A 12,739-nucleotide genomic window follows, 5' to 3' on the forward strand; every position below is an offset into this window, starting at 1 on the left:
CGCCCGTACGACACGTCATGTGGACGCTGTCGCCCCCGGTTCGACCAGGCCCTCGCGATAGGCGATGGCCACGGCCTCCGTGCGGCTCGCGGCCCCCAGCTTGGCCAGGATGTTGGACACGTGTACGCTCGCCGTCTTGCCCGTGATGAACAGCTCCTCGCCGATCTGACGGTTGGTCCGCCCCCGGGCGAGCAGCCGCAGGACATCGCCCTCCCGGGCGGTCAGCAGGGGAATCCGCTCCGCAGCGGACGGCGCCCCGTCGAGCCGCCCGCGCCGGATGAGGGCGTCCAGGGCCTCGCGCAGCGGCACCGCGCCGAGGCGCACGGCGGTGTCGCGGGCCGCGCGGGCCCGCGCGGCCGCCTCCTCACGGCGGTCCGCGGCCAACAGCGCCTCGGCCAGCCGCCGCTCGCAGCGCGCGAGCTCGTACGGATCGCCGTACCCGAACGCGGCGACGGCCTTCTCCCAGGCCGCCACGTCCGGCCCCGACCGCGCGCGCAGCCACTCCGCCTCGGCGCGGGCCAGCCATGCCAGCCCCTCCGGGCCCTGCCGCGAGCCGTCCTCGCCCTTGGCCGCCGTGGCCCGGGCCACCTCCACCAGCTCGGTGGCGGTGCCGGCCCAGCGGCGCGCCCCCGCCTCGTCGCCGGTCAGCCGCAGCTCCGCGGCCGTGTCGGCGACCGCGGACAGGGCGAGCGCGGCGAGCCGCACACCGACGTCGGGCCGGTCGGTGGCTGTGTCGCCGGTGATCGTCGCGAGGGTGCCTCGCATCCACTCGACGGCGCCCTCGGCGTCCCCTCGTACGGCGGCGTCGTCGGTCAGCGCGATGCCCGCGACGACCGTGGCCATCCAGTCGAACGGCCCGTCGAGGAGGGCGCGGGCGCGGTCGGCGGCGTCCTCATCGCCGCGCGCCAGGGCGACATACAGAGCGGGCCCGGTCGCGAACCCGCCCGCGGCGGGCAGCCGTTCGGCGTCCGCGGCGGCCGCCCGGGCGCACTCGTCCCAGCGGCCCAGCGTGTAGAGCACCAGGGACTGGAGGTAGCGCAGCTCCAGGGCGTACGGCGAGGAGAGGAGACCGGCGCGGCGGGCGCGGTCCAGGCCGTCGGAGAGCGAGGTCAGGCACTCGTCGAGGTCACCGGATTCGTAGCACCCGACGGCCAGGTTGTAGAGCGCGCGCATCTCGACCGGGATGTTGCCGGCGCCCCGGGCCAGCTCGCGGGCCGCCCGCAGCCGGTCCCGGCCCTGCGGCGTACGCCGGTTGTGCGCGTCCAGGCCGACCAGGGAGATCATCAAGTCGGCCTGGGCGTCGGCCAGCCGGAGCTCCTCGGCGGTGCGCAGCGCCTGCCGGGCGACCCGCGCGGCGTCCTCGTCCTTCCCCACGTACCGCGCCGCCATGGCGTGGGTCGCCGCCGCCCACACCCAGGTGTACGACGGGGGGTCGGCGGGGATCATGGCGAGCGCCTCGCTGCTGTACGTGAACGCGGCCTCCAGGTTGTCGATGCGCAGCAGGTTGCCCGCGAGCGTGTAGCGGACACGGGCGGCGAGTTCGGAGTCCGCGTCCGAGCCGGCCCTGGCGAGGGCGGCGCGGGTGAGGTGGACCGCCCGGTGGGTCTCGCCGGCGCGCGCGGCGGCAGCGGAGGCGCGCAGGGTGAGGGTCACCGAGTCGCCGTCCTCGGGGCGGGCGGCAGAGTCCACCGAGGGCCACAGCTCAAGTGCAGTCTCCAGATGGCGCAGCTCCTCGGCGGGCGCGCCGACCCGCTGGGCGTGGTCGGCGGCTTCGAGTGAGGCCGTGAGCGCGTCGGCGAGGTCGTGACTCTCGCGCGAGTGGTGGGCCCGCTCCGCCGCGCGCTCCGCCGAACGGCCGTGCCCGGCAAGGAGTTTGGCGAACGCCCCGTGCAGTCTGACCCGCTCGCCGGGCAGCAGATCGGCGTACACCGCCTCGCGGGTGAGGGCGTGCCGGAACGAGTACGCGGCGTCTTCGTCGGGGACCAGCAGTTGCCGGCCGACGGCCTCGCGCAGCGCCGACTCCAGCTCGTCCTCCGGCAGTTGTACGGCGTCACGCAGCAGGCCGTGCTCGACGCGGCGCCCGGCGACGGCGGCCGTGCGCAGCACCTGCTGGGCGGTCTCGGAGAGCTGCTCGATGCGGATGAGGAGGACGTCGGCCAGGCCGCTCGGCATGGCGGGCGAGGCCGGGTCGAAGTCGCCGGGCAGGGCGGCGAGCAGTTCCTCCGCGTAGAAGGCGTTGCCCTCGGCGCGGTCGACGATACGGCGGACCGTGGCGTCCGGCAGTGGGTCCGTGCCCAACGCCCTTACGAGACGGGCCACTTCGGCGTCCGCCATCGGCCGCAGCTCCACCCGGTCGACGGCGGGCAGCCGGATCAGCTCGGCGAGGAGAGGACGCAGGGGGTGGCGGCGGTGCAGGTCGTCCGCGCGGTACGAGGCGAAGACCGCCAGGCGGCGGGCGGGGGCGCCGGGTCGCGGGCGCTGGAGGAGGCCGCGGCTGAGCAGGAAACGGAGGAGGTCCCGGGAGGACTGGTCCGCCCAGTGGAGGTCTTCGAGGACCAGCAGGAGCGGGGTGATGTCGGCGAGGTCGGCGAGGAGGCCGGCCATGCCCTCGAAGAGTTGCAGCCGGCTGCCGGGGTCCGGCGCGGTGCCGGTGCCGCTGCCGAGGAGGCGGTCCACGGCCGGGTGCGCCGCGAAGGCGGGGGCGAACCGGTCGTCGGCGGCCAGGACGCCGAGGATCTCCGTGAACGGCAGGTACGGCAGGCCCACGTCGCCCAGGTCCACGCAGTGGCCGGTGAGGACGGTCATGCCGGTGGCCGCGGCCTGGGTGGCGGCCTCCGCCAGCGTGCGGGTCTTGCCGACGCCGGCGTCGCCCCCGACCAGGACGGCGCGGGGGTCGCCGGCCCGGGCCCGCTCCAGCACGCCGGTGAGCCGGGCGAGTTCGTCCTCCCGGCCGATGAACGGCGTACCGAATGTCTGTGCCACGGGGGCCATCCTGGCATGCGGGGCTGACAGGGTGGGCTTGTCCGTTGGCTGCGGGCCGGTGGGGGCTGGTCGCGCAGTTCCCCGCGCCCCTAGAAGCGGGGCTGCGCCCCGCAACCCCCGGCCGCCCTGGTTCTTCGTCTGCGGGCCGGTGGGGGCCGTTCGCGCCCACGCGGCGGAGCCGCATATCGACACAGCCCCGCGCCCCTAAAAGGGGCGCGGGGAACTGCGCAATCTTTTGAGCGGGGGTCTGGGGGCGCAGCCCCCAGGGATGGGACGGGTAGGGGCGGCGGGGGCGAAAGAACGCGGCCCTCTCAGACGAGGGACTCCGCAGCTTCCGGAGCCTCGGTCTCGTGGACGTTCACCTTGCGGAGCGTCGCCGTGGCCAGGGCCGCCGCGCCCAGCAGCAGGATCACGCCAGCGATGGCCGCGGCCTGCATACCGCTGGTGAACGCCTCCCGTGCGGCCGTCGCCAGCGCCTGGCCCGCGTCGCCCGGCAGTTGGTGGGCGACGGCCAGGGCGCCGCCGAGGGTCTCGTGGGCCGCGGCCGGGGCGCCGGACGGGATGTCGTGGCGGTAGACCGCGGTGCCGATGGAGCCGAGGACGGCCATGCCCAGGGCGCCGCCGAACTCCGCGCCCGTCTCCAGCAGGGAGGAGGCGGCGCCCGCGTTGCCGACGGGGACGGTGCCCAGCGCCAGGTCCATCATCTGGGACATCACGGTGACGATTCCCGAGGCGAGGACGCCCGCGCCGGCCAGGACCAGCCATATCGAGTCGGTGCCGGCGAGCGCCAGCAGCCCGTACCCGCACGCGGCGGTGACGAAGCCGCCGGAGACGACGTGGGCGCGGTGCACACCCTTCTGCACGAGCTGCGCGGCGACCGGCGCGGCCACGCCGACCAGCACGGTGGGGAGCAGCGCCCACAGCGCGGCCTCCATGGAGCTCTTGCCGAGCACGGACTGGAGGTACTGGGTGGTGAAGTACGCCGAACCCAGCATCCCGAAGGAAGCGATGAGGTTGAGGACGACGGCGGGGGCGAAGCCGTGGCCGCGGAACAGGGCCGGGGAGATCAGCGGGGACTTCGCGGTGCGCTGGCGGTGGACGAAGAGGACGGCGAAGAGCAGGCCGACGGTGATCGAGACGACGTAGCGGACGTTCCAGCCCTCGGAGGGGATCTCCTTGACGCCGTAGATGACGGGCAGCACGGCGGCCATGGACAGCGGCACGCTCAGCAGGTCGAAGCGGCCGGGCTCCGGATTCTTGGACTCGGGCAGCAGGATCGGGCCGAGGACCAGCAGCAGCACCATCGCGGGCAGGTTGACCAGGAAGACCGAGCCCCACCAGAAGTACTCGACGAGGACACCGCTCATCACCGAACCGAGCGCGATACCACCGGTCATGACGCCGGACCACATACCGATCGCCTTCGCGCGCTGACCGGGATCCGTGAACATCGTCCGGATGATCGCCATCGTCGACGGCATCAGGGTCGCGCCGCCGATGCCGAGGAGAGCGCGGGCCGCGATCAGGGTCTCGGCGCTGTTGGCGTACGCCGCTATCACCGAGGCGGTGCCGAAGGCGGCGGCGCCGAAGAGGAGGAGCTTGCGGCGGCCGATGCGGTCGCCGAGCGAACCCATCGTCATCAGCAGACCGGCGAGCACGAACGCGTAGATGTCGAAGATCCAGAGCTGCTGGGTGCCGCTCGGCTCCAGGTCCGCGCTGATCGCGGGGATCGCGAAGTAGAGGACCGAGACGTCCATCGAGACCAGGAGCAGCGGAAGCATCAGGACGCCGAGGGCGGTCCATTCGCGGCGGCCGGCGAGGGCGCCGGGTGCGGGGGTGGAGCTCGTCGGGTTCGTCGAGTTCTTCGTCATGGCAGGGACTGTACGGGCGTCTTAAACGCTTGTCTAGTACGAGCGTGTAAGACAGTTGATTAGGACGTCGGTCTGGGACGGTTGTATGGATCGGGGGGTACGCTGGCTCGCATGGGACACCGTGAGGATCTGCTCGAAGGCGCCAAGCGCTGCCTGCTGGAAAAGGGGTTCGCGCGCACGACGGCGCGCGACATCGTGAAGGAGTCCGGGACGAACCTGGCGTCCATCGGCTACCACTACGGATCGAAGGACGCGCTGCTCGCGGCGGCGTACGTCGATCTGATCTCGAACGTCGGCGACACGTTCGAAGGCTTCGGCGGGGGCGCCGTGGCAGGGGAGCCGGGCTCCCTCGAACGCTTCCAGGAGGTCTGGGCGAACGTCACCAAGTCCTTCGTCGAGGCCCGCCCGATCTGGATGCTCACCTTTGAGGTCATCACCAACGCCGACCGGCTGCCCACGGTCCGCGAGCTCTTGGTGAAGGCCTCGGACGAGGGGCGCCGGGGAATCATCCCCTTGCTCATGGGCGGATCCGAGGCCGACGTCGACGACGAGACGCTGCGCTCGCTCGGCGGCTTCTATCAGACGCTGCTCAACGGGCTCTGCGTGCAGTGGCTTTTCGACGCGGGGTCGGCGACGACCGCGGAGCAGTTGACCGAGGGGCTGCGGCGGGTGATCGACGCGGCGGAGAAATCGGGCGGCTGAGGCGTCAGGCCGGTACGAGTCGGCCCTCGCGCGTCTCGATCGCGGGGTCCGCGAAGTGGCGTACGGCGGTCAATGATTCTCCCTCGGGCTGCCCGCCCGCCGGTCCCGGCAGGCCGGGATCAGTGCCACCAGCATCAGTACGGCCGTCGCGGCGAACGCCGACGGATAGCCCGTCCACCCGGCGACCGCGCCGAAGCCGACCGCGCCGGCGCCCATGCCGCCGTCGTACGCGAGGTTCCACAGGGCGGTGACGGTGCTGTATCCGGACGCCGGGACCCGTGCGTACATCAGGGTCAGCGTGGCGTTCTGGGCGATGCCGAAGCCGATGCCGAAGACGGTCACCCCGGCGAGGACGGCGACCGGGCTGGAGGTCAGCGCCGTGATCAGCATGCCGAGGGAGGAGAGGAGCAGGGCGGGCAGTACGAGGTGCGCGGAGCCGTGCCGGTCGGCGTGACGGCCCGCCGTCCAGCGGGCCGCGGTCGACGCGGCGGGCTGGACGAAGAGGGCCACGGCGACGACCCCCGTGTGCGCGGCGGGGACGGCGAGCGGCAGGAAGGTGACGATGATCCCGGTCGCGAGCGCGGTGGTCGCGAACACCACGGCAGGGCGGACCAGGCCCCCGGTGCGCAGGCCGGCCACCACGCCCACCGGCTTCCCCGACGTCAACTCCCGGTCCGGCAGGCCCGGTACGGAGGCGATCGCGGCCAGCGCGGCGACGCCCGCGGTCACGGCGACGGGCGTGTACCCCACGTGCGCGGCGAGCCACACGCCCAGCGGCAGGGCGATCAGCGACGGTACGCCGGAGACGAGGCCCACCAGTGCCAGACCCTCGCCGCGGCGCTCGGCAGGGATCAGCGACGCGGTGAGCGCGCCGCCCGCCACGAGAGTAAGCGCGAAACCCAGGCCGCGGACCAGGCAGACCGCCGTGACCCACACCAGGGAGTGGGAGACGGTCAGGACGAGCGCGGGCGCGCCGAGCAGGCAGAGCCCGGCGACCAGCGCGACGCGGTAGCCACGGCGGGCGACGAAGCGGGGAGCGGCCAGTTCACCGAGGACCGTGGAGAGCATCAGGGCGCCGGTGGCGAGGCCCGCGCCCGACGCCGTCGCGTAACGGGGGACGACCGACAGCAGCAGGAAGAAGCTCACCGAGGAGCCGATCAGGCTCACGAAACGGAGCATCAACGGGCGGGTGAGGAGGGGCGGCCGGTCGGCGGGCCCCGGCGCGGTCGGCGCGGTCGATGGGGGCGTCGGAGGTGTCGGGGGCGTCGGCGGAGTCGGCGGAGTCGTCATGGGAACGACGCTAGGCACCGGGCGGACCGCCGGTAAGCTCCAATTCCATGCCTCCGCAGTGGGCCGGTCTGTCGCCCGAACTGCTCCTGTCCGTCGACCGGGGCAGCTGTGAGCAGTTGCGCGCGCAGCTCGAACGGCAGCTGCGCGACGCGATCCGCACCGGTCGGCTGGGCGCCGGCGAACGTCTCCCGTCCTCCCGTGAACTCGCCCGCGAGCTCGGCCTGTCGAGGGGACTGGTCCAGGACTGCTACGCCCAACTCCAGGCGGAGGGCTACCTTGTGACGCGCGTCGGCTCCGCCACCCGGGTCGCGGCAGGCGCCCATGTGCCGCCCGCGCCCCCCTCCGCGCACCCGGCGGCCCCGCGCCTGATTGCCGACTTCCGGCACGGCGTACCGGACTTGGGCGGTTTCCCGCTCGCCGACTGGCTCTGGGCGCTGCGCGAGGCGGGCCGCGCCATGCCGACGACAGAGCTCGACTACGGCGATCCGCGCGGCAGTTCGGCCCTGCGCGAGGTCATCGCCGGCTATCTGCGCCGGGTGCGTGCCGCCGCGGCCGACCCCGAGCGGATCGTGGTCTGTTCCGGCTATGCGCAGGGCCTCGGGCTCGCGTTGCGCAGCCTGGCGCGGAGCGGTGTGCGGGTCGTGGCGTACGAGGACCCGGGCGGGCCAGCCACCGCGACGGCCGCCGCCGAGGCTGTCGGACTCACGGCGGTGCCCGTCCCGGTCGACGACGACGGCATCGACGTACGGGCGCTCGACGCGACCGGAGCACGGGCCGTGATCGTCACGCCCGCGCACCAATGGCCCACCGGAGTCGTCCTCGCCCCCGACCGCCGGCTCGCTCTCATCGAGTGGGCCATGCGACGGGACGCGTACGTCATCGAGGACGACTACGACGCCGAGTTCCGCTACGACCGCGAGCCCGTGGGCGCGCTCCAGGGGCTCGCCGCGGACCGGGTCATCTCCCTCGGCACCGTCAGCAAGTCCCTCGCCCCGGCGCTGCGCATCGGCTGGGTGCTCTGCCCGCCCGTGCTCACCGCCCCGCTCACGGAGGCCAAGCGCCTCACCGACCGCGGCTCCCCGGCCCTCGACCAGCTCGCCCTCGCGAAGCTGATCGAGTCCGGCCGCTACGACCGCCATCTGCGCCGCATGCGCACGCGCTACGCGACCCGGCGTACGGCTCTGGTCTCCGCCCTCGCCGCCCACGCCCCCGAGGTCCGGCTCACCGGCCTCGCCGCGGGGTTCCACGCCGTCGCCCACCTCGCGGCCTCCGCCGACGAACAGGCCGTCGTCATCGCGGCACGGGAACGGTCCGTCGGCCTCTACGGCATGAGCCCGTGCCGCTCCACGCACGCGACCACACCGGTCCAACTCGTGCTGGGCTTCGGCGACGTGGGGGAGCGGGCGATCGCCGAGGGCATCGCGGCGATCGGCGATCTGCTCGGCGGACCCGGAACTCCGGCGGTTCGCCACGCGTCGTGAGGACCGTGACGGTGATCGAGAGGGACGGCCTGTGGGCCGCGCGCCGCCACACCCGCGCCGACGCCGGCACGGCCTGCCCCACTTCTACGCCCCGGAGGATCAGAGCCGCGCCCCCTTCAACGCCATGTGCAGCAGCAGCCGGTCCTCCCCGTCGTCCAGGTCCAGGCCGGTGAGCTGTTCGACGCGGGAGAGACGGTAGTAGAGCGTCTGGCGGTGGATGCCCAACTCGGCTGCCGTGCGCCCCGCTTGGCCCGCGCGGTCGAGGAACACCTCGGCGGTGCGGGCGAGTTCGCGGTGGGCGGGGGTCAACAGGGTCCGTACGGCGGGGTCGTGGGCGGCCTCCGGGGGCAGGGACGTCAGGAGCCGGAAGGGCCCGATGGACGCCCACTCGGCGACCGGACCGAGGCGCGGCTCGGCCAGCACCGCTCGCGCCGCGGCGGACGCCTCCTGCCAGGCGGCGCCCAGCTCGGCCAGGCCGACACGGGCCTCGGCGACCCCGGCCGCCGGCTTCGTTCCCGCGCCGGCCCCCTCCGCCTCCCGTACGAACCGCGAAGCCGCCGTCAGCGCCGGAGTCAGTACGTCCGCCGAGCGGAGCCGTACGAGCAGCGCGAGGCTCTGCCCGGCTGCACCCCACGGCACCGTGCACAGCGCCGTCGCCCCCGGCACCGTACGGGCGGAAGGGGCGTCGTCCGGGTCGGCCGAGGGCCAGGGGGCGACGCAGACGACGGTGTGCAGGCCGTCGCCGCGCGGGCCGAGCGCCGTGCGCAGTTCGGCGACCGCCATGTCGCGCTGCCAGCCGCGCTCGGCGGTGAGGACGGCGCGCAGCTCGCGGGTGAGGTCCGCACCGGCCTGGGCCTCGTCCGCGAGCAGGGCGCCGATGCGGGAGGCGACCTCCATGGCGGCGGTCAGCTGGGTGTCGGTGGGGCCGGGGTCGTCGTCGAGCAGCCAGACGTAGCCGAGGACGACACCCCGATGGCGTACGGGGAGACAGATCCGTCCCCGGTACACCCCCGCCTCCGGGGTCGGCGGGATACGGACCGGGCCGGTGGCGCGGGTGATGCCGAAGCCCTCGAACCAGGTGCGGACCGCCGTGGTGGAGCGGCGGGTGAGGATCGAGCGGGTACGCACGGGGTCGAGGTCCGAGGGATCGAGCTCCCCCTCGCTGTCGTACGCGCCGAAGGCGATGAGCTCGAAGTCCCGGTTCTCCAGGGTCGCGGGAGCGCCGAGCAGCGCCGAGATCTCATCGACCAGCTCTTGGTAGTCGCCTCTGTATTCGCCGCTCACCCGGGCATTCTCCCTCATTTCCGCAAGGCCTTCATACATATGTCTGAGATCCAGGGCACGGATGCGTGACAGCTGTCGATGGCCGAGGATCGGAGGGATCCTTAGGTTTCACGGTGGTTCTCCGTGCCGTACCCGAATCGTCGGGATTCGGCCTCCTACTGGCTTTGTTGTGGAGGTGCCCCGTGCTGGGTCCCGTGATTCTCGCCGCGTCGCGCAGCGACAGGATGCGCCGCTTTGTGTCGGCGGCCCCCGGCACCAAGCAGGTGGTCGCCCGCTTCATCGCCGGCGAGACCGTCGACCAGGTCGTCCCGATCGTCCAGGACGCCGTCGACAAGGGCCTCGAAGTCACCCTCGACGTCGTCGGCGAGGACATCACCACTCGCGAGCAGGCCTTCGCCGCCCGGGACGCGTACCTGGAGCTCATCGAGCACCTCAAGGAGCTGGACCTCGGTACGAAGGCCGAGATGTCCGTCAAGCTGTCCATGTTCGGCCAGGCGCTGGAGGGCGGCCACGAGCTCGCCCTCGCCAATGTCCGCCCGGTCGTCGAGGCCGCCGCCGCCATCGGTACGACGGTCACGCTGGACGCCGAGGACCACACCACCCTCGACTCGATGTTCGCCATCCATGAGGAGCTGCGGAAGGACTTCCCGCAGACCGGCTGCGTCATCCAGGCCTACCTGTTCCGCACCGAGGCCGACGCCCGCCGCCTCGCCGACAGCGGCAGCCGCGTACGCCTGGTGAAGGGCGCCTACAAGGAGCCCGCCGAGGTCGCCTACCAGCAGAAGGCCGAGACCGACAAGGCGTACGTCCGCATCCTGAAGATCCTGATGGAGGGCGAGGGCTACCCGATGATCGGGTCCCACGACCCGCGCCTCATCTCCATCGCACAGGAGCTCGCCCGCAAGGCCGGGCGCAAGCTGGACGAGTACGAGTTCCAGATGCTCTACGGCATCCGCGGCGAGGAGCACCTGCGGCTCGCCGCCGAGGGCCACCGCATGCGCGTGTACACCGCGTACGGCACCGACTGGTACGGCTACTTCATGCGCCGCCTCGCGGAGAAGCCGGCCAACCTCCTCTTCTTCGCCCGTTCGATCCTCACCAAGGGCTGAGTCCGAACCACCCGCTCATAAAGGAGTACGGAACCCATGGACGCTGTGACCCAGGTCCCCACCCCCGTCAACGAGCCGGTGCACGGCTACGCCCCCGGCTCTCCCGAGCGCGCCCGTCTGGAGGCCAAGCTCAAGGAGCTGGCCGAGAACCCGATCGACCTGCCGATGACCATCGGCGGCGAGCGGCGGATGGGCGGCGGCGAGCGTGTCGACGTCGTGCAGCCGCACAACCACAAGGCCCGCATCGGCACCTACGCGAACGCCACGCAGGCCGACGCCCAGGCCGCCGTCGACGCCGCCCTGGCCGCCGCCCCGGCCTGGCGCGCGATGGCCTTCGACGACCGCGCCGCGATCATCCTGCGCGCCGCCGAGCTGCTGGCCGGACCCTGGCGCGAGACCCTCGCCGCGTCCACCATGCTCGGCCAGTCGAAGACCGCTCAGCAGGCCGAGATCGACACCCCGTGCGAGCTCGTCGACTTCTGGCGCTTCAACGTCAAGTACGCCCGTGACCTGCTCGCCGAGCAGCCCCCGGCGAACTCCCCGGGCGTCTGGAACCGCCTCGACCACCGTCCGCTGGAGGGCTTCGTCTACGCGATCACGCCCTTCAACTTCACGGCGATCGCGGGCAACCTGCCGACCGCGCCCGCGCTGATGGGCAACGTCGTCGTCTGGAAGCCGTCCCCGACGCAGACCCACGCCGCCGTGCTGCTGATGCAGCTCCTGGAGGAGGCGGGCCTGCCCAAGGGCGTCATCAACCTCGTCACCGGTGACGGCATCGAGGTGTCCAAGGTGGCCCTGGAGCACCGGGACCTCGCGGGCATCCACTTCACCGGTTCGACCAAGACCTTCCAGTACCTGTGGAAGACGGTCGGCACCAACATCGAGAAGTACCGCTCGTACCCGCGCCTGGTCGGCGAGACCGGCGGCAAGGACTTCCTGGTGGCCCACCCGTCGGCCGACCGCGCGGTCCTGAAGACGGCGCTCACCCGCGGTTCCTTCGAGTACCAGGGCCAGAAGTGCTCCGCGACCTCGCGCGCGTACATCCCGGCCTCCATCTGGAACTCCGGTTTCAAGGAGGAGTTCGCGGCCGAGGTCGACTACCTGACCATGGGTGACGTCACCGACCTGTCGAACTTCATCGGCGCGGTCATCGACGAGCGCGCGTTCGCCAAGAACAAGGCGGCCATCGACCGCGCCAAGGCGGACGAGACCTGCACGATCGTCGCGGGCGGCTCGTACGACGACTCCGTCGGCTACTTCGTGCGCCCGACCGTCGTCGAGTGCTCGGACCCGGAGAACGAGATCTTCAAGACCGAGTACTTCGGTCCGTTCCTCGCCGTGCACGTCTACGAGGACGACCAGTACGACGAGATGCTGACCCAGATGGAGTCGGCCTCGGACTACGCGCTGACGGGCGCGGTCATCTCGAACGACCGCGCGGCGGCGGCGTACACGATGGACAAGCTCCGCTACGCGGCCGGCAACTTCTACATCAACGACAAGTCGACCGGCGCCGTCGTCGGCCAGCAGCCCTTCGGCGGCGGCCGTGCCTCCGGCACCAACGACAAGGCGGGCGCCCCGCAGAACCTGATGCGCTGGACGCTGACCCGCGCCATCAAGGAGACGCTGGTCCCGCCGACCGACTACGGCTACCCGCACATGGGCTGACACGCCCCCGCACACCCGGGCCGGGAAGCCTGACCCCCCGAGCAGGCTTCCCGGCCCGTTTCCATGTCGACGTCACCGGTGGTACGGGGACGTGGCGTCACCCGGGGAACTCCGTGCGCTCCCACCACTCGTACACGAGCAGCCTGCCCGAGCGCGTGTCCGCGTGGCGTGGGGTCGCCTTGAAGTGTTCGTATCCGCCGCGGAACTCGATCTTCACATCTGTTCCGGAGGGCGGGATCGGGACGATCCGTTCGGGCAGATCATCCGGGCCGCCCTCGAGGAATGCCTGGGTCCTGTCGCTCATGACCTCCTCGTTCCCCCTGCCGGAGCCCGATGCCGCATACCGCGCGGA

9 protein-coding genes are annotated in these 12,739 nt (G+C 72.6%); 4 read left to right on the plus strand and 5 right to left on the minus strand.

Features of this window, described 5'->3' with window-relative positions:
• Positions 1-15: 15 nt before the first annotated feature.
• A complete protein-coding gene (locus OG975_RS33495; protein ID WP_406333027.1) occupies positions 16-2,982 on the minus strand; it encodes an AAA family ATPase in 2,967 nt (988 codons plus the stop codon).
• Positions 2,983-3,293: 311 nt separating this feature from the next.
• Complete coding sequence (locus tag OG975_RS33500) at positions 3,294-4,853, minus strand: MFS transporter (RefSeq protein ID WP_406333028.1); 1,560 nt, start codon at positions 4,851-4,853, stop codon at positions 3,294-3,296.
• A gap of 111 nt (positions 4,854-4,964) precedes the next feature.
• Between OG975_RS33500 and OG975_RS33505 the strand changes: the two genes are divergently transcribed.
• On the plus strand, positions 4,965-5,555 hold the full coding sequence (locus OG975_RS33505; RefSeq protein ID WP_406333029.1) for a TetR/AcrR family transcriptional regulator: 591 nt from the start codon (positions 4,965-4,967) through the stop codon (positions 5,553-5,555).
• A gap of 69 nt (positions 5,556-5,624) precedes the next feature.
• On the opposite strand, the gene OG975_RS33510 is transcribed toward OG975_RS33505, so the two are convergent.
• The gene (locus OG975_RS33510) at positions 5,625-6,845 is read right to left on the minus strand and encodes an MFS transporter (RefSeq protein ID WP_406333031.1); all 1,221 of its coding nucleotides are present in this window, start codon (positions 6,843-6,845) and stop codon (positions 5,625-5,627) included.
• A gap of 47 nt (positions 6,846-6,892) precedes the next feature.
• Between OG975_RS33510 and OG975_RS33515 the strand changes: the two genes are divergently transcribed.
• Positions 6,893-8,326 (plus strand): PLP-dependent aminotransferase family protein, encoded by a 1,434-nt coding sequence (locus OG975_RS33515; protein WP_406333032.1) that lies wholly within the window; start codon positions 6,893-6,895, stop codon positions 8,324-8,326.
• A gap of 99 nt (positions 8,327-8,425) precedes the next feature.
• Here OG975_RS33515 and OG975_RS33520 read toward each other — a convergent pair whose 3' ends face one another.
• Positions 8,426-9,628, minus strand: a complete 1,203-nt coding sequence (locus tag OG975_RS33520; RefSeq protein WP_406333033.1) for a PucR family transcriptional regulator — start codon at positions 9,626-9,628, stop codon at positions 8,426-8,428.
• Between the two features lie 164 nt (positions 9,629-9,792).
• On the opposite strand from OG975_RS33520, the gene OG975_RS33525 reads away from it, so the two are divergent.
• A complete protein-coding gene (locus OG975_RS33525) occupies positions 9,793-10,719 on the plus strand; it encodes a proline dehydrogenase family protein (RefSeq protein ID WP_406333034.1) in 927 nt (308 codons plus the stop codon).
• Positions 10,720-10,755: 36 nt separating this feature from the next.
• On the plus strand, positions 10,756-12,387 hold the full coding sequence (pruA, locus tag OG975_RS33530) for an L-glutamate gamma-semialdehyde dehydrogenase (protein ID WP_406333035.1): 1,632 nt from the start codon (positions 10,756-10,758) through the stop codon (positions 12,385-12,387).
• Between the two features lie 97 nt (positions 12,388-12,484).
• On the opposite strand, the gene OG975_RS33535 is transcribed toward pruA, so the two are convergent.
• The gene (locus tag OG975_RS33535; protein ID WP_406333036.1) at positions 12,485-12,691 is read right to left on the minus strand and encodes a DUF5988 family protein; all 207 of its coding nucleotides are present in this window, start codon (positions 12,689-12,691) and stop codon (positions 12,485-12,487) included.
• Positions 12,692-12,739: the final 48 nt, after the last annotated feature.

The organism is Streptomyces sp. NBC_00203, from assembly GCF_045206325.1.
GTDB classification, from domain to species: Bacteria; Actinomycetota; Actinomycetes; order Streptomycetales; family Streptomycetaceae; genus Streptomyces; species Streptomyces lutosisoli.

What these genes read in the sequence shown, in the direction of transcription:
- pruA (WP_406333035.1), top strand. Translation starts at nt 10,756, where the DNA reads ATGGACGCTGTGACCCAGGTCCCCACCCCCGTCAACGAGCCGGTGCAC.
- OG975_RS33520 (WP_406333033.1), bottom strand. Translation starts at nt 9,628, where the DNA reads ATGAGGGAGAATGCCCGGGTGAGCGGCGAATACAGAGGCGACTACCAA.
- OG975_RS33500 (WP_406333028.1), bottom strand. Translation starts at nt 4,853, where the DNA reads ATGACGAAGAACTCGACGAACCCGACGAGCTCCACCCCCGCACCCGGC.
- OG975_RS33505 (WP_406333029.1), top strand. Translation starts at nt 4,965, where the DNA reads ATGGGACACCGTGAGGATCTGCTCGAAGGCGCCAAGCGCTGCCTGCTG.
- OG975_RS33515 (WP_406333032.1), top strand. Translation starts at nt 6,893, where the DNA reads ATGCCTCCGCAGTGGGCCGGTCTGTCGCCCGAACTGCTCCTGTCCGTC.
- OG975_RS33510 (WP_406333031.1), bottom strand. Translation starts at nt 6,845, where the DNA reads ATGACGACTCCGCCGACTCCGCCGACGCCCCCGACACCTCCGACGCCC.
- OG975_RS33535 (WP_406333036.1), bottom strand. Translation starts at nt 12,691, where the DNA reads ATGAGCGACAGGACCCAGGCATTCCTCGAGGGCGGCCCGGATGATCTG.